Source organism: Burkholderia sp. BCC1972 (assembly GCF_905339605.1).
Taxonomy (GTDB): Bacteria; Pseudomonadota; Gammaproteobacteria; order Burkholderiales; family Burkholderiaceae; genus Burkholderia.
In genome coordinates this window covers 84,493-105,416 of record NZ_CAJPGH010000013.1, presented here as the reverse complement: position 1 = coordinate 105,416, position 20,924 = coordinate 84,493, and the positions used below count along the sequence as shown (strand labels likewise).

Annotated in this window: 19 protein-coding genes and 1 tRNA gene; 8 read left to right on the top strand and 12 right to left on the bottom strand. The window is 67.4% G+C overall.

Going from position 1 to position 20,924, the window contains the following annotated elements; translation table 11 throughout:
• The first annotated feature begins 59 nt into the window (after nt 1–59).
• Together U5798_RS19705 and U5798_RS19700 are read left to right on the top strand one after the other, a co-directional pair.
• Nucleotides 60–1,481 carry an AmpG family muropeptide MFS transporter gene (locus tag U5798_RS19705; RefSeq protein WP_322082936.1) on the top strand — a complete coding sequence of 474 codons (1,422 nt, stop codon included), beginning with the start codon at nt 60–62 and terminating at the stop codon, nt 1,479–1,481.
• Nucleotides 1,471–2,535 (top strand): M48 family metallopeptidase, encoded by a 1,065-nt coding sequence (locus U5798_RS19700; RefSeq protein WP_322082935.1) that lies wholly within the window; start codon nt 1,471–1,473, stop codon nt 2,533–2,535. Before U5798_RS19705 ends, U5798_RS19700 begins: the two co-directional genes overlap by 11 nt.
• A gap of 23 nt (nt 2,536–2,558) precedes the next feature.
• Here the strand turns inward: U5798_RS19700 and U5798_RS19695 are convergent, their stop codons facing one another.
• Nucleotides 2,559–3,503 (bottom strand): AraC family transcriptional regulator, encoded by a 945-nt coding sequence (locus U5798_RS19695; protein WP_322082934.1) that lies wholly within the window; start codon nt 3,501–3,503, stop codon nt 2,559–2,561.
• Nucleotides 3,504–3,728: 225 nt separating this feature from the next.
• Here U5798_RS19695 and U5798_RS19690 point away from each other — a divergent pair, with 225 nt between their 5' ends.
• Nucleotides 3,729–4,781, top strand: coding sequence for an NAD(P)-dependent alcohol dehydrogenase (locus U5798_RS19690; protein ID WP_322082933.1), 1,053 nt, complete (start codon nt 3,729–3,731; stop codon nt 4,779–4,781).
• A gap of 86 nt (nt 4,782–4,867) precedes the next feature.
• On the opposite strand, the gene U5798_RS19685 is transcribed toward U5798_RS19690, so the two are convergent.
• The 5 genes from U5798_RS19685 to gatC all read right to left on the bottom strand — a co-directional run bounded on the left by U5798_RS19685 (nt 4,868) and on the right by gatC (nt 9,981).
• Entirely contained in the window at nt 4,868–5,641 is a 774-nt protein-coding gene (locus U5798_RS19685) for an exodeoxyribonuclease III (RefSeq protein ID WP_322082932.1), read from the bottom strand.
• 41 nt (nt 5,642–5,682) lie between these two features.
• Nucleotides 5,683–6,522, bottom strand: coding sequence for a polyphosphate kinase 2 family protein (locus U5798_RS19680; protein ID WP_322082931.1), 840 nt, complete (start codon nt 6,520–6,522; stop codon nt 5,683–5,685).
• Nucleotides 6,523–6,641: 119 nt separating this feature from the next.
• Nucleotides 6,642–8,117 carry an Asp-tRNA(Asn)/Glu-tRNA(Gln) amidotransferase subunit GatB gene (gene gatB, locus U5798_RS19675; protein ID WP_124455768.1) on the bottom strand — a complete coding sequence of 492 codons (1,476 nt, stop codon included), beginning with the start codon at nt 8,115–8,117 and terminating at the stop codon, nt 6,642–6,644.
• 4 nt (nt 8,118–8,121) lie between these two features.
• Complete coding sequence (gene gatA, locus U5798_RS19670; protein WP_322082930.1) at nt 8,122–9,612, bottom strand: Asp-tRNA(Asn)/Glu-tRNA(Gln) amidotransferase subunit GatA; 1,491 nt, start codon at nt 9,610–9,612, stop codon at nt 8,122–8,124.
• Nucleotides 9,613–9,681: 69 nt separating this feature from the next.
• Nucleotides 9,682–9,981, bottom strand: coding sequence for an Asp-tRNA(Asn)/Glu-tRNA(Gln) amidotransferase subunit GatC (gene gatC, locus U5798_RS19665; RefSeq protein WP_006477478.1), 300 nt, complete (start codon nt 9,979–9,981; stop codon nt 9,682–9,684).
• Nucleotides 9,982–10,348: 367 nt separating this feature from the next.
• Between gatC and U5798_RS19660 the strand changes: the two genes are divergently transcribed.
• The 5 genes from U5798_RS19660 (at nt 10,349) to rodA (ending at nt 16,630) form a co-directional block, all read left to right on the top strand.
• Nucleotides 10,349–11,392: a rod shape-determining protein gene (locus tag U5798_RS19660; protein ID WP_004189550.1), complete on the top strand. Its 1,044-nt coding sequence runs from the start codon at nt 10,349–10,351 to the stop codon at nt 11,390–11,392.
• Between the two features lie 127 nt (nt 11,393–11,519).
• Complete coding sequence (gene mreC / locus U5798_RS19655; protein ID WP_322082929.1) at nt 11,520–12,587, top strand: rod shape-determining protein MreC; 1,068 nt, start codon at nt 11,520–11,522, stop codon at nt 12,585–12,587.
• On the top strand, nt 12,584–13,096 hold the full coding sequence (mreD, locus tag U5798_RS19650) for a rod shape-determining protein MreD (protein WP_009687274.1): 513 nt from the start codon (nt 12,584–12,586) through the stop codon (nt 13,094–13,096). Before mreC ends, mreD begins: the two co-directional genes overlap by 4 nt.
• 103 nt (nt 13,097–13,199) lie before the next feature.
• Nucleotides 13,200–15,470, top strand: coding sequence for a penicillin-binding protein 2 (gene mrdA / locus U5798_RS19645; RefSeq protein ID WP_322082928.1), 2,271 nt, complete (start codon nt 13,200–13,202; stop codon nt 15,468–15,470).
• Between the two features lie 11 nt (nt 15,471–15,481).
• Nucleotides 15,482–16,630, top strand: coding sequence for a rod shape-determining protein RodA (rodA, locus tag U5798_RS19640; protein ID WP_124455772.1), 1,149 nt, complete (start codon nt 15,482–15,484; stop codon nt 16,628–16,630).
• Between the two features lie 72 nt (nt 16,631–16,702).
• Here the strand turns inward: rodA and U5798_RS19635 are convergent, their stop codons facing one another.
• The 6 genes from U5798_RS19635 to U5798_RS19610 form a co-directional block, all read right to left on the bottom strand.
• A complete protein-coding gene (locus U5798_RS19635) occupies nt 16,703–17,455 on the bottom strand; it encodes a tetratricopeptide repeat protein (RefSeq protein ID WP_322082927.1) in 753 nt (250 codons plus the stop codon).
• Nucleotides 17,452–18,237, bottom strand: a complete 786-nt coding sequence (locus U5798_RS19630) for an HpcH/HpaI aldolase family protein (RefSeq protein WP_124455774.1) — start codon at nt 18,235–18,237, stop codon at nt 17,452–17,454. The genes U5798_RS19635 and U5798_RS19630 overlap by 4 nt, the downstream gene beginning before the upstream one ends.
• Before the next feature lie 316 nt (nt 18,238–18,553).
• On the bottom strand, nt 18,554–19,006 hold the full coding sequence (gene queD / locus U5798_RS19625) for a 6-carboxytetrahydropterin synthase QueD (protein WP_006482561.1): 453 nt from the start codon (nt 19,004–19,006) through the stop codon (nt 18,554–18,556).
• A gap of 18 nt (nt 19,007–19,024) precedes the next feature.
• On the bottom strand, nt 19,025–19,657 hold the full coding sequence (gene queE / locus U5798_RS19620) for a 7-carboxy-7-deazaguanine synthase (protein ID WP_322082926.1): 633 nt from the start codon (nt 19,655–19,657) through the stop codon (nt 19,025–19,027).
• A 75-nt stretch (nt 19,658–19,732) separates the two neighbouring features.
• Nucleotides 19,733–20,467, bottom strand: a complete 735-nt coding sequence (gene queC / locus U5798_RS19615; RefSeq protein ID WP_014895698.1) for a 7-cyano-7-deazaguanine synthase QueC — start codon at nt 20,465–20,467, stop codon at nt 19,733–19,735.
• A gap of 351 nt (nt 20,468–20,818) precedes the next feature.
• A tRNA-Phe gene (locus tag U5798_RS19610) sits at nt 20,819–20,894 on the bottom strand.
• Nucleotides 20,895–20,924: the final 30 nt, after the last annotated feature.

Sequence of the window (20,924 nt, the reverse complement as noted above, 5' to 3'; positions counted from 1 at the left end):
TGCTACCCGCGCCGCCTGCGCTGCCGCCGCAATCAGTCAACGCTACCCAGTTCCAGCCCATGTCGAAAACGCCACACGAGGCGCCCGCACTCACTGCTCACGAGGAGCACCCCGGCTGGCGAGCCTATCTGAACACGCACATGCTGATCTGCGTGTTCCTCGGCTTCACGTCGGGCCTGCCGCTCTTCACGCTCGTCTACCTCGTGCAGGCATGGCTGCGCTCCGAGGGCGTGAACCTGAAGGAAATCGGCCTGTTCGCGCTGATCCAGTTCCCGTATACGTGGAAGTTCCTGTGGGCGCCGCTGATGGACCGCTACGTCCCGCGCCTGCCCGGCTGGCGGCCGGGCCGCCGGCGCGGCTGGCTGCTGCTCACGCAGGTGCTGGTCGCAGGCGCGATCGCCGCGCTCGGCTTCGTGTCGCCGCGCGACTCGATCTGGACGGTGGCCGCGCTCACGACGCTCGTCGCGTTCTTCGGCGCGAGCGCCGACATCGTGATCGACGCGTACCGCCGCGAGCTGCTGCGCGATACCGAGCAGGGCCTCGGCAACGCGGTGCACGTGAATGCGTACAAGCTCGCCGCGCTGATCCCCGGTTCGCTCGCACTGATCCTGTCCGACCACCTGCCGTGGGACGCCGTGTTCGCGCTCACCGGCGCGTTCATGCTGCCGGGCATCCTGATGACGCTCGTCGTGCGCGAGCCCGAAGTGGTCGGCACGCCGCCGCGCAACCTGCGCGACGCGATCGTGCTGCCGTTCCGCGAATTCATCCAGCGCGACGGCTGGGCCGGCGCGCTGCTCGTCATCGCGTTCATCTTCCTGTTCAAGATCGGCGACACGATGGCCACCACGCTGTCGACGTCGTTCTTCCTCGACATCGGCTTCTCGCGCACCGAGATCGGCATCGTCGCGAAAACCACCGCGCTCGTCGCGAGCGTCGCCGGCGGCATCATCGGCGGCATCTGGCTCGTGAAGATCGGCATCGGCCGCGGGCTGTGGATCTTCGGCGCACTGCAGATGGTGTCGACGCTCGGCTTCGCGTGGCTCGCGCAGCTCGGCCCCGGTTCGCCGGTGCTCGCAGCGCTCTACGATTTCACGGTCGCAGCCAGCCACGCGCTCGCGTCGTTCATGTCGGTGTTCGGTGTCGAGATCACGCCGAAGCTGAGCCCGATGACCGTCGCGCTCGCGATCGTCTACGGCTTCGAAACCTTCACGACCGGCCTGACGATGGCCGCGTTCGTCGCGTATATCGCAAGCACGACCGACCCGCGCTACACGGCCACGCAGTTCGCGCTGTTCACGAGCCTCGCGTCGGTGCCGCGCACGCTGGCATCGGCCGCGAGCGGCTTCGTCGTCGCGAAGATCGGCTGGTACGACTATTTCATCGTGTGTACCGCGCTCGCGATTCCCGGCATGCTGCTGCTGTTCAAGATCGCGCCGTGGAACGGTGCCGCCCGTAACGGCGAGGCCAGCCGTGCGCAGTGACCGTCTGCACCGCGTCGCGCACGCGGCGGCCTCGCTGAGCATCGGCGCCGCGGCACTCGTCGCGACGTTCGCGCACGCGTCCGACACCGCCGCGACCGCAACGGGCTCCGCGCCGGCTGCCGCACCCGCCACGCCGCCCGCGCCTGCGACTTCCGCCGCCCCCGCCGCGCCGCCGGCCGCCGAAGCCGCGCAGCCGACCGGCGCCGCCGCGCCGGCGAAGGCGTATGCGCAGACGCAGCAGCAACAGCAGCAGCAGGTCCGCTACGGCAACGCGATCGCGTTCCGCACGCTGATCCCGTCGCCGCTGCTCGAGCAGCTCACCGCGAACGAATACGCGCAGATCGTGCAGGCCGCCGCCGACAGCAACCGGTTGCTGCCCGCGAACCAGCCGCGCGTGAAGCGCCTGCGCGCGATCGTCGCGAAGCTCGCGCCGTATTCGGTGAAGTGGAACGATCGCGTGAAGAACTGGACGTGGGACGTCAACGCGATCCGCTCGCGCGACATCCGCCTGACCTGCCTGCCGGGCGGCAAGGTGCTCGTGTACGGCGGCATGCTCGACCGTGTGCGCCTGAACGACGACGAGCTCGGCGTCCTGCTCGCGCACGGCATCGCGCACGCGCTGCGCGAACACGCGCGCAGCAACTTCAGCGCAACGTCGCAGACGTCGCTGCGTGCGGCCGCGCTGCCGCCGCTGTTCGGCGTCGGCGATCCGCTGCCGCAGGCGCTGAATCTCGGCGAGCGCCTGCAGTCGCTTCACTACGAACCGACCGACGAGACCGAAGCCGACGTGATCGGCGGCGATATCGCCGCACGCGCGGGCTTCGATCCGCGCGCCGCGATCACGCTGTGGGACAAGCTCGCCGTCGCGACGCGCGCGAACAAGGCAACGGGCTTCATCTACACGCACCCGTACAGCACCGCGCGGCGCCAGGACCTGTTGAACCGGCTGTCCGACCTGATGCCGCTGTATGCGAAGGCGACCGGCAAGCGGGTCGAATCGCTGCCCGACTATGCGGGCATCAGCGCGCAGCGGCGCAAGGTCGCGCGGCGCTGAGCGCCGCCGCGTGACCTCGCACGCTATGCGTCCGCGTCGGCCATCGCCGGCCGCACCGCGCTGTCACGCATCCAGCGCACATCGTCTCCGGGGCTGCGGCCGAACAACCGCTTGAACTCGCGGCTGAACTGCGACGCGCTCGCATAGCCGACCCGCGCGGCCGCCGCGCCGGCACCCAGCCCGTCGCGCACCATCATCAGCCGCGCCTGGTGCAGCCGCGCGGCCTTCACGTACTGCATCGGCGACGTCGCCGTCACGTGCTTGAACTGCGCGTGAAATACCGCGAGGCTCATCCCGGCTTCGCGGGCGAGCGTCTCGACGTCGAGATCGGCCTTCAGCTCCGCATGGATGCGCCGCAACGCCTTCGCGATGCGGCCGAAATGATGCTGCTGCACGAGCGCCGCGCGCATCGCGTCGCCCTGCTCGCCGGTCAGCACGCGATACGCGATCTCGCGCATGATCGCCGGCCCCAGCACGCGCGTGTCGTGCGGCGACGCGAGCACTTCGAGCAGCCGCACGACCGCGTCGGCCAGCGGCGCATCGAGCGGCGTCGAATAGACGCCGAGCGGCTCGCTGATGGCCGCGCCGAGCGTCTCGTCGAGCAGGATCGCGAGCTCGGCGATCACCGCGAGATCGACGCGGATCGAGATCGCGAGAAACGGCTCGTCGATGCTCGCGAACGTCTCGCACTCGAACGGCAGCGGCACCGACAGCACCAGGTACTGCTGCGCGTCGTACACGAACGAGCGGTCGCCGAGATAGCCGAGCTTGCGGCCCTGGCACACGACGATGATGCTCGGCTCGTACAGCACGGGCATGCGCGGCGAGGGACGGCTCACGCGGAAGAATCGCACGCCGTCGAGCGCCGCGAGCGTGTCGCCCTCGTTCGGCGCGAGGCGCGTGTGCAGCTCGATCATGCGGCGCTGCACGCGGTCGCCCGAGTCAGCAAAAAGGGGCTGGAAGCTCATCTGCGTGGTCCTGTCCGGCAAGAGAATCTGGCTCGCAATTTAGCACCTTGAACGTGTTTTGACCGGCGTTCGCGTGCAATTCGAGAGGAATAGGCAAATCTTCCAGACCTTCATGTATTTCGCCGCGGTGGTGCGCTCCTTACGATAGGCACCTGTCTCGCCGCATCGCCACATGGTGCGGCGGCAGTCTGTTTCGCCGGATGTTTCCGGACAAGGAGCCTTTGCATGAGCACGACCTATGCCTACGCGGCGACCGATTCGCAGTCGCCGCTCGCCCCGTTCGAATTCCAGCGTCGCGCGTTGCGCGACCTCGACGTCCAGATCGACGTCCTCTACTGCGGCGTCTGCCACTCGGATCTTCACCAGGCGCGCAACGAATGGCGCAACACGATCTACCCCGTCGTGCCGGGCCATGAAATCGTCGGCCGCGTGACCGCGACCGGCCCGCAGGTGTCGCGCTTCAAGGTCGGCGAGCTGGTCGGCGTCGGCTGCCTCGTCGATTCGTGCCGCACCTGCCCGAGCTGCGCCGACGGCCTCGAGCAATACTGCGAGAACGGCTTCGTCGGCACCTACAACGGCCAGGATCGCGTGACGGGCGACATCACGTTCGGCGGCTATTCGACGCAGCTCGTCGTCGACGAGGCGTTCGTGCTGCGCGTGCCCGAGACGCTCGACCCGGCCGGTGCCGCGCCGCTCCTGTGCGCGGGGATCACGACCTACTCGCCGCTGCGGCAGTGGAACGTCGGCCCCGGCAAGAAGGTCGGCATCGTCGGTCTCGGCGGCCTCGGCCACATGGGCGTGAAGCTGGCGCGCGCGATGGGCGCGCACGTCGTGCTGTTCACGACGTCGCCGTCGAAAGTCGAGGACGGCAAGCGGCTCGGCGCGCACGAAGTGGTGATCTCGAAGGACGAAGCGCAGATGAACGCGCACCTGAACAGCTTCGACTTCATCCTGAACACGGTCGCCGCGCAGCACGACCTGAACCCGTTCCTGAACCTGCTGAAGCGCGACGGCACGATGACGCTCGTCGGCGCGCCGGAGCACGATCACCCGTCGCCGCAGGTGTTCAACCTGATCTTCAAGCGCCGCCGCCTCGCGGGCTCGCTGATCGGCGGGATCGCGGAAACGCAGGAAATGCTCGACTTCTGCGCGGAGCACGGCATCACGTCGGACATCGAAACGATTCCGATGCAGCAGATCAACGCCGCTTACGAGCGGATGCTGAAGAGCGACGTGAAGTACCGGTTCGTGATCGACATGGCGTCGATCAAGCAGTAAGCGCCGCTTCAAGCGAAACGGGCCGCATGTTCGACATGCGGCCCGTTTTGCGTTCGGCAGCTACGCGCGTGGCGCAGCGCCAGCAATCACTTCTTGTAGTCGTAGTCGATCGTCAGCGGCGCATGGTCGCTGAACTTGATGTCCTTGAAGATCGACGTGCTTTTCGCGGTACCGGCCACGCCCGGCGTCGCGATCTGGTAATCGATCCGCCACCCGACGTTCTTCGCATACGCCTGGCCGCGGTTGCTCCACCACGTGTACTGCTCGGCGCGCGGGTCGAGCGTGCGGAACACGTCGACGTAGCCGACGTCGTCGAACAGCTTCGTGAGCCACTCGCGCTCTTCCGGCAGGCAGCCCGAGTTCTTCTGGTTGCTCTTCCAGTTCTTGATGTCGATTTCCTTGTGGACGATGTTCACGTCGCCGCACAGGATCACCTCGCGCTTCTTCTTCAGCGCGGCGAGGTGCGGCATGAATTCGTCCATGAAGCGGTACTTCGCCTGCTGGCGCTCTTCGCCGCTCGAGCCGGACGGCACGTACACCGACACGACCGACAGCTTGCCGTAGCGCGCCTCGACGTAGCGGCCTTCGGCATCGAATTCGCTGCTGCCGAAGCCGATGATCACGTCATCGGGCTCGTGGCGGCTGTACACGCCCGCGCCGCTGTAGCCCTTCTTCTCGGCGTGGTGGAAATAGCTCTTGAAGCCGTGCGGCTCGACGAATTCGGCCGGCAGGTCGTCGGCCGATACCTTGATTTCCTGCACGCACACGCAATCGGCGTTCTGTTCGCCGAGCCAGTCGAAGAAGCCCTTCTTCGCGGCGGAGCGGATGCCGTTCAGGTTGGCGGTAATCACTCGCATCATGTCGGGTTCCGTTCAGTTCGATATTTTTACAGGGTGGCAGCTTAACGGATCTTCACGCCTTCGAGCTCGGGCTTCGGCGGCGGGAATTCCAGCTTCATGTCGGTCATCGTGCGCAGCAGCAGCTCGGCGATCATCACGTTGCGGTGCGTCTTCGAATTCGCCGGGATCACGTACCACGGCGCATGCTCGACCGACGTCGCGGCAAGCGCGTCGCGGTACGCGGACTGGTAGGCATCCCAGTGCTTGCGCGCGTCGAGATCGGAGATGTCGAACTTCCAGTGCTTGGCGGGATCGTCGATGCGCGCCTGCAGCCGCGCGCGCTGCTCGTCCTTCGAGATGTGCAGGAAGCACTTGACGATGGTCGTGCCGTTCTCGAACAGCATCGTCTCGAAATCGCGGATCTGCCGGTAGCGGCGCTCGCACTCCTTGCCGTCGATCAAATCGAGCACGCGCGGCACGAGCACGTCTTCGTAGTGGCTGCGGTTGAAGATCGCGAGCTCGCCCGCGGCCGGCACCTGCGCATGCACGCGCCACAGGAAGTCGTGCGCGGCCTCGATCGGCGTCGGCGCCTTGAACGGCACGATGCGCAGGCCGAGCGGATCGACGTCGCGGAACACCGCGCGCACTGTGCCATCCTTGCCGCTCGTGTCCATCCCCTGCAGCACGAGCAGCACGCGCTTCTTCTGCTGCGTGTGCAGGCGCTCCTGCTGGACGTCGAGTTCGGTCGACACGACCGACAGCCGTTCGCGGTCGGCGTCCTTCGAGCCGGACGAAAACGGCTTCGCGGCCGGGTCGAACGCATCGAGCTTGAATGCGGCGGCTTCCTTCTCGCGCGTGCTGTAAGGCACGCGGAAATCGTCGAGCGACGGTTGTTTCGCCATTCGTTCCTCCGTTGGACGCTGTGGTGCATACGATAACGCATCCACCAAAATGCAACGGGCCGCCCCGAACTGGTTCGGAGCGGCCCGTCGTCAAGCGCGGTTCAGGCGCGCGGTCATGCTCAGCCGAGCTTCTTCTTCAGCAGTTCGTTGACCTGCTGCGGATTGGCCTTGCCCTTGGTCGCCTTCATCGCCTGGCCGATCAGCGCGTTGAACGCCTTTTCCTTGCCCGCGCGGAATTCCTCGACCGACTTCGCGTTCGCCGCGAGCACTTCGTCGATGATGGCTTCCAGCGCGCCGGTGTCGGAGATCTGCTTCAGCCCCTTCGCGTCGATGATGCGGTCGGCCGCGCCTTCGTCGGTCGCCTTCTCGTCCCAGATCGCCGCGAAGATTTCCTTCGCGATCTTGTTCGAGATCGTGCCGTCGGCGATGCGCTGCAGCAAAAGCGCGAGTTGCGCAGCCGACACGGGGATCGCGTCGATCTCGATGCCGTCGCGGTTCAGCTGCGACGACACGTCGCCCATCAGCCAGTTCGCGACGATCTTCGCGTTTGCCGCGCCGGCCTTCGCGACCACCGATTCGAAATACGCGGCCATCGCCTTGCTCGACGTCAGCACGCCCGCGTCGTACGCGGACACGCCGTACTCGTCGGCGAAGCGCTGCTGCATCGCGGCCGGCAGTTCGGGCATGCCCGACTGCACACGCTCGATCCAGTCCTGGCCGATCACGAGCGGCATCAGGTCGGGGTCGGGGAAGTAGCGGTAGTCGTGCGCGTCTTCCTTGCTGCGCATCGAGCGCGTCTCGCGCTTGTCCGGATCGTACAGGCGCGTTTCCTGCACGACTTCGCCTCCGTCCTCGATCAGCTCGATCTGGCGACGCACTTCGTAGTTGATCGCTTCCTCGAGGAACCGGAACGAGTTCAGGTTCTTGATTTCCGCGCGCGTACCGAACTTCTCCTGGCCGACCGGGCGCACCGACACGTTCGCGTCGCAGCGGAACGAGCCTTCCTGCATGTTGCCGTCGCAGATGCCGAGCCACACGACGAGGCCGTGCAGCGCCTTCGCGTAGGCGACGGCCTCGGCCGCGCTGCGCATTTCCGGCTCGGTGACGATCTCGAGCAGCGGCGTGCCCGCGCGGTTCAGGTCGATCCCCGTCATCCCGGCGAAATCTTCATGCAGCGACTTGCCCGCGTCTTCCTCGAGATGCGCGCGGGTCAGGTTGACCGTCTTCTCGTACGCGGCCTTGCCGGCCTTCTCGTTGGCGGGCACCTGGATCGTGATCTGGCCGCCCTGCACGACCGGAATCTCGTACTGGCTGATCTGATAGCCCTTCGGCAGATCGGGGTAAAAATAATTCTTGCGCGCGAAGATGCTGCGCGGTGCGATGGTCGAGCCGATCGCGAGGCCGAAGCGGATCGCCCGCTCGACCGCGCCGCGGTTCAGTACCGGCAGCACGCCCGGCAGCGCCAGGTCGACCGGGCAGGCCTGCGTGTTCGGCTCGGCGCCGAACTGCGTCGATGCGCCCGAGAAAATCTTCGAGACGGTCGACAGTTGCGCGTGCGTCTCGAGACCGATGACGACTTCCCATTGAGTAGCCATATGCTTACACCCCCGCCGGAACTTGCTTGTGCCAGTCGGTCGCGCGCTGGAACGCGTCGGCGACCTGCAGCATCCGGGCTTCGTTGAAATAGTTGCCGATGATCTGCAGGCCGACCGGGCGCTTCGCGTTCGCGCCCGCGCCGAAGCCGCACGGCACGCTCATGCCGGGCAGGCCCGCGAGGCTCACCGACAGCGTGTAGATATCCGCGAGATACATCTGCACCGGATCGTCGCCCTTCGCGCCGAGATCCCATGCGACCGTCGGCGACGCCGGGCCCATGATCACGTCGCAGGACTTGAACGCTTCCTGGAAATCGTTCGCGATGATGCGGCGGATCTTCTGCGCCTGCAGGTAGTACGCGTCGTAGTAGCCGTGCGACAGCACGTACGCACCGACCAGGATGCGGCGCTTCACCTCGGGGCCGAAGCCTTCGGCGCGCGACTTCTTGTACATGTCGAGCAGGTCGCCGTACTGCGCGGCGCGGTGGCCGAAACGCACGCCGTCGAAACGCGACAGGTTCGACGACGCTTCCGCCGGCGCGATCACGTAGTACACGGGGATCGACAGTTCCGTCTTCGGCAGCGACACCGGCACGAGCGTCGCGCCGAGCGCTTCATACTGCTTCAGCGCCGCGTCGATCGTCGCACGCACGTCGTCGGCGAGGCCTTCGCCGAAATACTCGTTCGGCAAACCGATGCGCAGGCCCGCGAGCGGCTTGCCCGCGTCGTTGCCGGCCGCCCACGGCTGGCCGAGGTGGCGCGTGAAGTCTTCATCGTCGCGCTCGAGGCTCGTCGAGTCGCGCTCGTCGAAGCCGGCCATCGCGTTCAGCAGCAGCGCGCAGTCGGACGCGCTCTGCGCCATCGGGCCGCCCTGGTCGAGCGACGACGCGAACGCGATCATCCCGTAGCGCGACACGCGGCCGTAGGTCGGCTTGATGCCCGTCACGCCCGCGAACGACGCGGGCTGGCGGATCGAGCCGCCGGTGTCGGTGCCGGTCGCGGCCGGCGCGAGGCGCGCGGCGACGGCGGCCGAGCTGCCGCCCGAGCTGCCGCCCGGCACCGCGCTGGTGTCCCACGGGTTCTTCACCGCGCCGAACGCCGAATTCTCGTTCGACGAGCCCATCGCGAACTCGTCCATGTTGGTCTTGCCGAGCGTGACCATGCCGGCCGCCTGCAGGCGGGCGACGACGGTCGCGTCGAACGGGCTCTCGTAATTCGCGAGCATCTTCGAACCGGCGGTCGAGCGCCAGCCGCGCGTGACGAAGACGTCCTTGTGCGCGATCGGCAGGCCGGTGAGCGCGCCGCCCGCGCCGCGCGCGAGCTCCGCGTCGGCGGCTTTCGCCTGCGCGAGGGTCAGATCGGCATCGACGTGGACGAACGCGTTCAGGTCGCGTGCGGCGTCGATCCGTTTCAGGTAGTGCTGCGCGAGCTCGACGGCCGAGCATTCCTTGGCGGCGAGCGCGGCGCGCAGTTCGGTCAGGCTTTTTGCGTGCATTGAGTGGTTTTCCTGGGAATTCTGGGTGGCGCGCGGCGCAGGGCGGCCGGCGCGCTTGTCATCGAATGCTTACTCGATCACCTTCGGCACGAGATAGAGGCCGTCCTGGACGGCCGGCGCCGGACGCTGGTTGTCGTCGCGATTGACGACTTCCGTCACGGCGTCGTCGCGCAGGCGCTGCGCGACTTCCTGGATCTGTTCGATCGGGTGGGCGAGCGGCGCGATGCCGGCGGTATCGACCGCCTGCATCTGCTCGACGAGGCCGAAGAATTCATTGAGCTGGCCGAGCATGTGCTCGGCGTCGGCGTCGGCCATTTCGAGTCGCGCCAGGTGCGCGATGCGTTTCACATCGGTCAGGGTCAGGGCCATGCGATCACCGGAAAAACAAGGCTGCGCAGCGCATCGAAAGCAGCACTGCGGCGGGGGGTTGGAGGGTGCGATCCCACCCTCAAAAATCGGGGCCGAAGCGGCAAAAATACCGCCCGTTTCGATTCAAATACCGAGAAATTATAAGGTATCATTACGCGTTCGACCCAAACCCGGCAGCCTTTTCCCGCACCGTTTCGCCCCGCTTCGGCAAGCCGTGCGTGCATCGTGCGATCCCCGGTAGACATCACTCGCAGCTTCGTGCGCCGCGGCGGCCGCTTCCGCCACGCTTCCCGAGGCTGTTATTTTTTCCGCTGCCGCCCTCAGCGCTCGCTATGCAGGGCCGGCCCAGAGCGAAACAGGATTCTGAATGTTCGGTTTTTTGCGCAGCTACTTCTCCAACGATCTCGCGATCGACCTCGGCACCGCAAACACCCTGATCTACATGCGCGGCAAGGGCATCGTGCTCGATGAGCCGTCCGTCGTGTCGATCCGCCAGGAAGGCGGCCCCAACGGCAAGAAGACGATCCAGGCGGTCGGCAAGGAAGCCAAGCAGATGCTCGGCAAGGTGCCGGGCAACATCGAGGCGATCCGCCCGATGAAGGACGGCGTGATCGCCGACTTCACCGTCACCGAGCAGATGATCAAGCAGTTCATCAAGACCGCTCACGAATCGCGCATGTTCTCGCCGTCGCCGCGCATCATCATCTGCGTGCCGTGCGGCTCGACCCAGGTCGAGCGCCGCGCGATCAAGGAAGCCGCGCACGGCGCCGGCGCATCGCAGGTCTACCTGATCGAGGAGCCGATGGCGGCCGCGATCGGCGCGGGTCTGCCGGTGTCGGAAGCCACCGGCTCGATGGTCGTCGACATCGGCGGCGGCACGACCGAAGTCGGCGTGATCTCGCTCGGCGGCATCGTGTACAAGGGTTCGGTCCGCGTCGGCGGCGACAAGTTCGACGAGGCGATCGTCAACTACATCCGCCGCAACTACGGGATGCTGATCGGCGAACAGACCGCCGAGGCGATCAAGAAGGAAATCGGCTCCGCGTTCCCGGGCTCCGAAGTCAAGGAAATGGAAGTGAAGGGCCGCAACCTGTCGGAAGGCATCCCGCGCAGCTTCACGATCTCCAGCAACGAAATCCTCGAAGCGCTGACCGATCCGCTGAACCAGATCGTGTCGTCGGTGAAGATCGCACTCGAACAGACGCCGCCGGAACTCGGCGCCGACATCGCCGAGCGCGGGATGATGCTGACGGGCGGCGGTGCGCTGCTGCGCGACCTCGACCGCCTGCTCGCGGAAGAAACCGGCCTGCCGGTGCTCGTCGCCGAAGATCCGCTCACCTGCGTCGTGCGCGGTTCGGGCATGGCGCTCGAGCGCATGGACAAGCTGGGCAGCATCTTCTCGTACGAGTGATCGCCTAAGCAGTCCCGTTTGACATGACGCACCCGCGGCGTGGCCGGATCGCTCGTTCAGAACGAACCGCCGCGCCGTTTGCGCGTCTGAGCATCATTTAACCGATCACACGCGCCCGGCGCCGACCATGGAATACAGTCCGCCGCCCCTCTTCAAGCAAGGTCCGCCCGCGCTCGCGCGGCTCATCTTCTTCGTTGCCCTCGCCATCGCGCTCCTCGTGTCGGACGCGCGCTTCAGCACGCTCGAAATCGTGCGCGGCGTGCTCGGCACCGTGCTCTATCCGCTGCAGCGCGCGGCGCTCGTGCCGCGCGACCTGTTCATGGGCGCGGCCGACATCGCCGTCACCGGCGCATCGCTGCGCCACGAGAACGACGATCTCCGCAAACGCAACCTGCAGCTGTCCACGCAGGCCAACCAGGCCGCCGTGCTCACGCAGGAAAACGCGCACCTGCGCGCGGTGCTCGAGCTGCGCCAGCACATCGCGACGCAATCGACGCCGGTCGAGATCCAGTACGACACGAGCGATCCGTTCACGCAGAAGATCGTGATCGGGCAAGGTTCGCAACAGGGCATCCAGAACGGCTCGCCGGTCGTCAGCGAAGACGGCGTGGTCGGCCAGGTCACGCGCGTGTTCCCGCTGCAGGCCGAAGTCACGCTGATCACCGACCGCGATCTCGCGATTCCCGTGCAGGTGCTGCGCACCGGCCTGCGCAGCGTGATCTACGGCACGCCGAAGGGCGATTCGCTCGACCTGCGTTTCGTGCCGACGAGCGCGGACCTCGTCGCCGGCGACGAGCTCGTCACGAGCGGCCTCGACGGCGTCTATCCGCCCGGCCTGCCGGTCGCGAAGGTCGCGCGCGTCGACAAGCTCGCCGATACCGCCTTCGCACGCGTGACCTGCGCGCCGGTCGCCGCCGTGCGCGGCGCGCGCCAGATGCTCGTGCTGCATTACCAGAACGACATCCCGCCGCGCCCGGTCGAGCCCGAACCGGCTGCCGACAAGAATGCGAAGGGCAAGAAAGGCGCGAAGGCCGCCGCGAAGGGCGAGAAGGCCGACAAGGCCGACGCGAACGCGAAGCCGGCCGCCGCGGCCCAGCCCGCCGCGAAGCCTGCGCCGGCGGCGCCCGTCGCGCCGGCCAAGCCGGCCGCCGCGCCCGCGAAGCCCGCCGCCGGGCAACCAGGAGCCCAGCGATGAACCGCCCGCAATACATCCTGCAGCCGGTCAATCCGTACTTCATCGTCTTCAGCCTCGCCGCCGCGTTCCTGCTGAACCTGATGCCGTGGGGCCGCCTGCCCGGCGTGCCCGACTTCGTCGCGCTCGTGCTGCTGTTCTGGAACATCCACCAGCCGCGCAAGGTCGGGATGGGCGTCGCGTTCGCGCTCGGCATCCTGATGGACGTGCACGACGCGGGGCTGCTCGGCGAGCACGCGCTCGCCTATACGCTGCTGTCGTACGGCGCGATCACGATCCACCGCCGCGTGCTGTGGATGCCGATCGGCGTGCAGGTGCTGTACGTCACACCGCTGCTCGTCGTCGCGCAGCTCGTGCCGTTCGTGATCCGTCTCGTGATGGGCGCCGCGTTCCCCGGCTGGCGCTACCTCGTCGACGGCTTCGTCGAAGCCGCGCTGTGGCCGATCGCGAGCCACCTGCTGCTGATGCCGCAGCGCCGTCCGGTCGATCCGGACGATACGCGCCCCATCTGAGCCGGACCGACCTTGAATACCCGCCGCCCCCACGCCCGTTGCACGTCGCGTTCCGGGGCGGCACCTCGCCCGCCTGCGCGCGGGTCGGATTGCCCCTAACCGCATGACCGAATTCAACGACACCCAACAGCAGCTCTCGAAGTTCCGCCTGCGCGTCGCGGCGGCGGGCGTGTTCGTGTTCGTCTGCTTCGGGCTGCTCGCGAGCCGCTTCTTCTACCTGCAATTGATGCAGCACGGCAAATACGCGCTGCAGGCCGAGGAAAACCGCATCTCGGTCGCGCCGATCGTGCCGAACCGCGGGATCATCACCGACCGCAACGGCGTGATCCTCGCGAAGAACTATTCGGCCTACACGCTCGAGATCACGCCGTCGAAGCTCAACGACACGCTCGACAACACGATCGACAAGCTGTCCGAGATCATCCCGATCGACGCCCGCGACCGCCGCCGCTTCAAGAAGCTGCAGGAAGACTCGAAGAACTTCGAGAGCCTGCCGATCCGCACGCGGCTCACCGACGCGGAAGTCGCGCGCTTCACCGCGCAGCGCTTCCGCTTCCCCGGCGTCGACGTGCGCGCGCGGCTGTTCCGGCAATACCCGCTCGGCATGACGGCCGCGCACGTGATCGGCTACATCGGCCGGATCTCGAAGCGAGACCAGGATCGTATCGACGCGATGAGCGACGAGAACGACAGCGATCAGGAAAACTACGATCCGCGCCGCGATGCGAACAACTACAAGGGCACCGACTACATCGGCAAGATCGGCGTCGAGCAGAGCTACGAAGCCGAGCTGCACGGGCTGACGGGCTTCGAGGAAGTCGAGGTGACGGCCGGCGGCCGGCCAGTGCGCACGCTGTCGCGCACGCAGGCGACGCCCGGCAACAACCTCGTGCTGTCGCTCGACATCGGGCTGCAGCAGGTCGCCGAGCAGGCGTTCGCCGGCAAGCGCGGCGCGCTCGTCGCGATCGAGCCGAAGACGGGCGACGTGCTCGCATTCGTGTCGTCGCCGAGCTTCGACCCGAACTCGTTCGTCGACGGCATCGACCAGCAGACCTGGGACGAGCTGAACAACTCGCCCGACAAGCCGCTCCTGAACCGCCCGCTGCACGGCACCTACCCGCCCGGCTCGACGTACAAGCCATTCATGGCGCTCGCGGGCCTGACGCTCGGCAAGCGCACGCCCGGCTGGGGCTTCCAGGATCCCGGCTACTTCACGTTCGGCGGCCACACGTTCCGCAACGACGTGCGCTCCGGCCAGGGCTGGGTCGACATGAACAAGGCGATCATGGTGTCGAACGACACCTACTTCTACATGCTCGCGCGCGACCTCGGCGTGAACTCGATCGCGAACTTCATGAAGCCGTTCGGCTTCGGCCAGATCACCGGGATCGACATCCAGGGCGAGGCGCGCGGGATCCTGCCGTCGACCGACTGGAAGAAGAAGGCGTTCAAGAAGGCCGCGCAGCAGAAGTGGTTCGACGGCGAGACGATCAGCCTCGGGATCGGCCAGGGCTACAACTCGTTCACGATCCTGCAGCTCGCGCACGCGACCGCGACGCTCGCGAACAACGGCGTCGTGATGAAGCCTCACCTCGTGAAGGAGGTCGAGGATCCGATCACGCGCGGGCGTCACCTGACCGTGCCGAAGGAAAGCGAAGTGATCCCGCTCAAGCAGGGCGACATCGACGTCGTGAAACGCGGGATGGAGAACGTGATCGAGAACCCGTCCGGCACCGCATACAAGGTGTTCCGCGGCGCGCCGTACCTTGCCGCCGGCAAGACCGGTACCGCGCAGGTGTTCTCGCTGCAGGGCTCGAACTACAAGGGCCACCTGCTCGCCGAGCACCTGCGCGACCACGCGCTGTTCATCGCGTATGCACCGGTCGACCATCCGCAGATCGCTGTCGCGCTGGTCGTCGAGAACGGCGGCTGGGGCGCGCAGGCCGCGGGCCCGATCGCGCGCCGCGTGCTCGACTACTACCTGGTCGAGCGCCAGAACCCGAAGAACGAGGCCGCGGCCGTGGCGGCCGCCGCGTCGGCGACCGAACCCATCAGCGCGCCGGTGATCGGCGACGCGAACAAGCCCGCCGCCGTCGCGGCCGGCTTCACGGCGCTGCCGCAGCCGGTCGTGCCGACCGCGGCCAGCGCGGCGGATGCGGCATCGGCTGCGTCGGACGCAGCAGCCGCCAGCGCGGCCCAGCCGGCCGACGCGAGCGCCGCGGCGCCGCGGGCCGCGAGCCTGCCGCCGATTCGGCGCCCGCACCGGCCGCGCCGGCCCGCCAGCGATGCGCAGCCGCTCGTCGCCACGCCGCGGGACGACAACCACCGTGCGACGGCCCCCGCGAAAGCCGCGGACGCCGGCACCGCTCATTAACGGAGAAAGGCATGCAATTCGACAAGCGCGCCTGGCTCGACAAGATCAAGCAGATGTTCGCGGGCTTCGACCGCCCGCTCGCCCTCATCGTGTTCCTGCTGCTGTGCGTCGGCATCGTCACGCTGTACAGCGCGGCGATCGACATGCCGGGCCGCGTCGAGGACCAGTTGCGCAACATCCTGCTGACGTTCGTGCTGATGTGGGTGATCGCCAACATCCCGCCGACCACGCTGATGCGCTTCGCGGTCCCGCTCTACACGTTCGGGGTCGCGCTGCTGATCGCCGTCGCGCTGTTCGGGATGACCAAGAAAGGCGCGAAGCGCTGGCTGAACGTCGGCGTCGTGATCCAGCCGTCCGAAATCCTCAAGATCGCGACACCGCTGATGCTCGCGTGGTACTACCAGCGCCGCGAGGGCGGGCTGCGCTGGTACGACTTCCTCGCCGCGTTCGGGATCCTGATGGTGCCGGTCGGGCTGATCGCGAAGCAGCCCGACCTCGGCACGGGCCTGCTCGTGTTCGCGGCCGGCTTCTTCGTGATCTACCTCGCCGGCCTGTCGTTCAAGCTGATCGTGCCGGTGCTCGTCGCGGGCGTGATCGCGGTCGGCTCGATCGCCGTGTTCGAGGAGCGCATCTGCCAGCCCGAAGTGCAGTGGCCGCTGATGCACGACTACCAGAAGCACCGCGTGTGCACGCTGCTCGACCCGACCTCCGACCCGCTCGGCAAGGGCTTCCACACGATCCAGGCCGTGATCGCGATCGGCTCGGGCGGCGTGCTCGGCAAGGGCTACCTGAAAGGCACGCAGGCGCACCTCGAGTTCATTCCGGAAAAGCACACCGACTTCATCTTCGCGGTGTTCTCGGAGGAATGGGGGCTCGTCGGCGGGCTCGTGCTGCTGACGCTGTACATGGCGCTGATCGCGCGCGGGCTCTACATCGCCGCGCAGGGCGCGACGCTGTTCGGCCGCCTGCTCGCGGGCTCGCTCACGCTCGCGTTCTTCGTCTATGCGTTCGTCAACATCGGGATGGTGAGCGGCGTGCTGCCGGTCGTCGGCGTGCCGTTGCCGTTCATGAGCTACGGCGGCACCGCGCTCGCGACCCTCGGCATCGCGATCGGGATGATCATGAGCGTCGGGCGGCAGCGGCGGCTGATGAAGAGCTGACCGCACCGCGGTCAAGGAAAACGGCGCCCCAGGGCGCCGTTTTCCATGGGGCGGGCCGAACGCCGCGTACGCTCACAGCGGCGGCGCATGCGGGCCGCCCGGCTCCGCTCCGCTGCCCGATGCCGGTCCCTGCGACTTCAGCCGCGCGCTCAGCTCCTTGAATTTCAGCCCGGCCGTCTCGTCGCCCTGCGCGGCCGCCGCCGCGTAATACGCCCGCGCGATGTTCAGGTTCTGCGCGACGCCGTCGCCGCCGCGCTCGTAGAACGACGCGGTCACGTACTGCGCGGTCGGCTCGCCCGCGTCGGCGGCCTGCTTGTACCACGCGAACGCCTGCCGGTTGTCGCGCGGCGTGCCGCGCCCGTCGAGGAACTGGTTCGCGAGCGACAGCGCGGCCTGCACGTGCCCCTGCTTCGCCGCGCGCAGGAACCAGCGGTGCGCTTCGGCCGGATTGCGCGCGACGAACTCGCCGTCGTCGAACATCCGGCCGTACACGTACTGCGCATGCGACATGTTCGCGTCTGCCGCGCGCTTCAGCCAGCGCAATCCTTCGTCGACGTTCGCGGTCACGCCTTCGCCCGTCAGCAGCATCATCGCGTAGTTGAATTGCGCGAGACGATCGCCGCGCTCGGCCGCGTCGTGGAACTGCACCAGCGCCGCGCGAAAATCGCCGGCGTTGTAGTCGGCGACCGCCGACTGCGTCTCGCGCGACGGATCAGGCTTCGCTTGCGGCGCGCCCTGCGCGGCCGCCGCGATACACAGGGCCCACAGGCCGAACATCACACCGATCCGCGCGCGCCTGCGGCACGCGCCGTCTCCGCCGTTCATGACCGCACCTCCTGCAACGCCTGCCGCGTCGCGCGCAACAGCCAGCTCACGTCGGCCGATACCGTGATCATCCGGTAGCCGGCTTCGCGGTACTGGCGCGCGACCGCCGTATCGCCCGCGAAGATGCCGACCGCGACGCCAGCCTGCCGGCCGGCCGCGAGCACGCGCGCCATCGCGGTTTCGACGTCCGGGTGGCGAATGTCGCCGAGATGGCCGAGGCTCGCCGCGAGATCGGCCGGGCCGACGAACAGGCAGTCGACGCCAGGCGTCGCCGCGATCCGCTCGACCTCGTCGACACCGCGTGCCGATTCGATCTGCACGATCACCGCAACCTGCGCGTTCGCCGTCTGCACGTAATCGCGGCGCATGCCGAACGCCGCCGCGCGCACCATGCCCGCGACGCCGCGCAGCCCGTCCGGCGAATCGGGCGACGGATAGCGCGTGAGCCGCACCGCATGCGCGGCTTCGTCGGGCGTCTCGATGCCGGGAAACATCAGCGTGCGCGCACCGGCGTCGAGCGCACGCTTCACGAGCCACGGCTCGCGCGCCGGCACGCGCACGACGGGCTCGCTCGGCAAGTGGGCGGCCGCGATCGCGCGCAGTTGCGAAGCGACGTCGCGGCTGTCGTTCGGCGCGTGCTCCATGTCGATGCAGAGCCAGTCATAGCCGGCGTGCGCGAGCGCTTCCGCGGCCGATTCACTGCCGAGCGACAGCCACAGGCCGTACAGCGGATCGTCGCCGTCACGCAGGCGCTGCTTGAGGGAATTGGTGAGCGTGCTCATCGATACGGCCTCCTGGACGGAACGGCAATCGAACGGGACAAGCAACTGGCGAAGCGGAGCGCGACACGTCGTGCAGCGCAGCAAGGCGGCTGCACCGGATCGCACTCTGGAACGTTAGTCGGCGACGGGCAGCCGATCTGACAGCACGCGCGGCGCGACGGCGCACGGACGCATTGTCCGGTGCCACTCAACGATCATAGCGCGGCGTTACGCGGAATGTGGGAACAGGCGGGAAGCTGCGCCGGTGCGGGCGAAACCGCACGGCACGGTGACGGTCAGCCCGCGCCGGCCGGCGCGGGCTGCCGGGAAGGCAGGATCAGCGGCCGGGCTGGCGCTCGACGTCGGCCCAGCAGTTCGGCGTTTCGTACAGGCGCACGCGCTCGAGGCGCAGATTCACGCCGTAGTGCGCGTCGTACACGTTCGCGAGCAGGTCGAACGCGATTGCGGCGAGGTTCTCGACGGTCGGGATCCGGTCGATCACGACGGTCTTGTGGTCGGCCATCTGTTCGAGGAACGAGCGCACGACTTCGTCGCGCGCATAGACGAGGAACGCGTGGTCCCACTTGCTGACGAGGTGCTCCATCGCGAGCGCCTTCACGTCGGCGAAATCCATCACCATGCCGCGGTCGGGCGCCCCCTCGGTATCGACGAGATCGCCGCGCAGCGTGATTTCGAGCACGTAGCGATGGCCGTGCAGGTTCCTGCACTGGCTGCGGTGATCGGGGATGCGGTGGCCCGCGTCGAATTCGAGTTTTCGGGTAATCAGCACGATGTCAAAAGCCGTGGCTCAGGGAATGTTCAGATATTTATGGGTCTGCATCGACAGCCGCCACTGCGGATGACGCTTGCACCAGTCGATCGCGAGCTTCGTATTGAGGTCGCGCGACGGGCCGTCCATCGGCTGGACCAGGAAGTACTCGAAGTCGAGCTTCGCATAGTCGGCCAGCCGCTGGTTGTCCTGCGGGATCACGACTTTCAGCTCGTTGCCCTTCGTGACGACGAGCGGCACATCGGCCTTCGGGCTCACGCAGATCCAGTCGATCGATTCGAGCACCGGCAGCGAGCCGTTCGTCTCGATCGCGATCTCGAAGCCGGCCGCGTGCAGCGCGTCGACGAGCGGCTGGTCGAGCTGCAGCATCGGCTCGCCGCCCGTGCAGACGACGAAGCGGTGCGCCTCGCCCTCCGGCCACAGGCCGGCGATCGTCGCGACGAGCGCATCGGCGTCCTTGAACTTGCCGCCGTTCTCGCCATCGGTGCCGACGAAGTCGGTATCGCAGAAGCGGCACACGGCCTCCGCACGATCCTCTTCGCGGCCCGACCACAGGTTGCAGCCGGCGAACCGGCAGAACACGGCCGGCCGGCCCGCATTCGCGCCTTCGCCCTGCAACGTGTAGAAAATTTCCTTGACCGCGTAAGTCATCGTGCTTCGTCCGGCTCGCGCCGCTCGTTGTCGATCAGAATCCGTTATTCAATCCGTGCTGCCGATGCACCCGCATCACAGCGGCGCTTCGGTCACCCGCTCGCCCTTCAGGTAAGCCTCGTAGCCGCGCTTGCGCAGCTTGCAGGCCGGGCATTCGCCGCAGCCGAAGCCCCAATCGTGCAGTTCCGCGCGCTCGCCCACGTAGCACGTGTGCGTCTCGACGCGGATCAGCTCGACGAGCGCCTCGCCGCCGAGCTGCTCGGCGAGCTGCCACGTCTGCGCCTTGTCGAGCCACATCAGCGGCGTCTCGAGCACGATGCGCGTGTCCATCCCGAGGTTCAGCGCGACCTGCAGCGCCTTCATCGTATCGTCGCGGCAGTCGGGGTAGCCCGAGAAGTCGGTCTCGCACATCCCGCCGACCAGCACGCGCAACCCGCGACGATAGGCGATCGCCGCGGCGATCGTCATGAACATCAGGTTGCGACCGGGCACGAACGTGTTCGGCAGGCCGTTCGCGGCCGTCTCGATCTCGATCGTGCGCGTCATCGCGGTATCGCTGATCGCGCCGAGCACCGACAGGTCGATCATGTGATCGTCGCCGAGCCGGTCCGACCAGGCGGGAAAGTCGCGCTTCAGCGCTTCGCGCACGCCCTCGCGACATTCGAGCTCGACGCGATGGCGCTGGCCGTAATCGAAGCCGAGCGTCTCGACCGTCTGATAGCGTTCGAGGGCCCATGCCACGCACGTGGCCGAGTCCTGCCCGCCGGAAAACAACACGAGCGCGCCGTCTTTAGCGTCTGTCCGAATCACCGTGATACTCCGTGAATGTGTAGGCTCGCGTCGCGCTGCGCCCCCAGGGCCGACTGCCGCCGGGCGGCCCGACGCGGCCGGCCTGCGCCGGCTCGACCAGTATAGGCAGCGCGGTCGGCCGCGAACGCGGCGGTGCGCTTATACCGCCCATCGCGCGGCATCGTTGCCGCGTGTCACGGCGGCGCGAGATTCGCAGCCTGCCGTGCGCGTGAAGCGATGCGCTAAGTCATTGAGCGGGCACGGATTTTATCACGCCCGTGCGAATGCTGCCGGCCACACCGCCCACGACACGCAATACCCACCACAAACGAAAAACCCCAAGAACCTTCCGATTCTTGGGGTTTTAAATGCTGGTGGCCTGGGACGGAATCGAACCATCGACACGCGGATTTTCAATCCGCTGCTCTACCAACTGAGCTACCGGGCCAACGAAGAATGAAAGTATATCGAGCTATTC

Coding starts and splice junctions, on each gene's coding strand:
- rodA (WP_124455772.1), top strand. CDS start 15,482: ATGCAATTCGACAAGCGCGCCTGGCTCGACAAGATCAAGCAGATGTTC.
- gatC (WP_006477478.1), bottom strand. CDS start 9,981: ATGGCCCTGACCCTGACCGATGTGAAACGCATCGCGCACCTGGCGCGA.
- U5798_RS19630 (WP_124455774.1), bottom strand. CDS start 18,237: ATGAGCACGCTCACCAATTCCCTCAAGCAGCGCCTGCGTGACGGCGAC.
- gatA (WP_322082930.1), bottom strand. CDS start 9,612: ATGCACGCAAAAAGCCTGACCGAACTGCGCGCCGCGCTCGCCGCCAAG.
- U5798_RS19705 (WP_322082936.1), top strand. CDS start 60: ATGTCGAAAACGCCACACGAGGCGCCCGCACTCACTGCTCACGAGGAG.
- U5798_RS19690 (WP_322082933.1), top strand. CDS start 3,729: ATGAGCACGACCTATGCCTACGCGGCGACCGATTCGCAGTCGCCGCTC.
- U5798_RS19695 (WP_322082934.1), bottom strand. CDS start 3,503: ATGAGCTTCCAGCCCCTTTTTGCTGACTCGGGCGACCGCGTGCAGCGC.
- U5798_RS19660 (WP_004189550.1), top strand. CDS start 10,349: ATGTTCGGTTTTTTGCGCAGCTACTTCTCCAACGATCTCGCGATCGAC.
- queE (WP_322082926.1), bottom strand. CDS start 19,657: ATGACTTACGCGGTCAAGGAAATTTTCTACACGTTGCAGGGCGAAGGC.
- mreD (WP_009687274.1), top strand. CDS start 12,584: ATGAACCGCCCGCAATACATCCTGCAGCCGGTCAATCCGTACTTCATC.
- U5798_RS19680 (WP_322082931.1), bottom strand. CDS start 6,522: ATGGCGAAACAACCGTCGCTCGACGATTTCCGCGTGCCTTACAGCACG.
- U5798_RS19685 (WP_322082932.1), bottom strand. CDS start 5,641: ATGATGCGAGTGATTACCGCCAACCTGAACGGCATCCGCTCCGCCGCG.
- mreC (WP_322082929.1), top strand. CDS start 11,520: ATGGAATACAGTCCGCCGCCCCTCTTCAAGCAAGGTCCGCCCGCGCTC.
- gatB (WP_124455768.1), bottom strand. CDS start 8,117: ATGGCTACTCAATGGGAAGTCGTCATCGGTCTCGAGACGCACGCGCAA.
- mrdA (WP_322082928.1), top strand. CDS start 13,200: ATGACCGAATTCAACGACACCCAACAGCAGCTCTCGAAGTTCCGCCTG.
- U5798_RS19635 (WP_322082927.1), bottom strand. CDS start 17,455: ATGAACGGCGGAGACGGCGCGTGCCGCAGGCGCGCGCGGATCGGTGTG.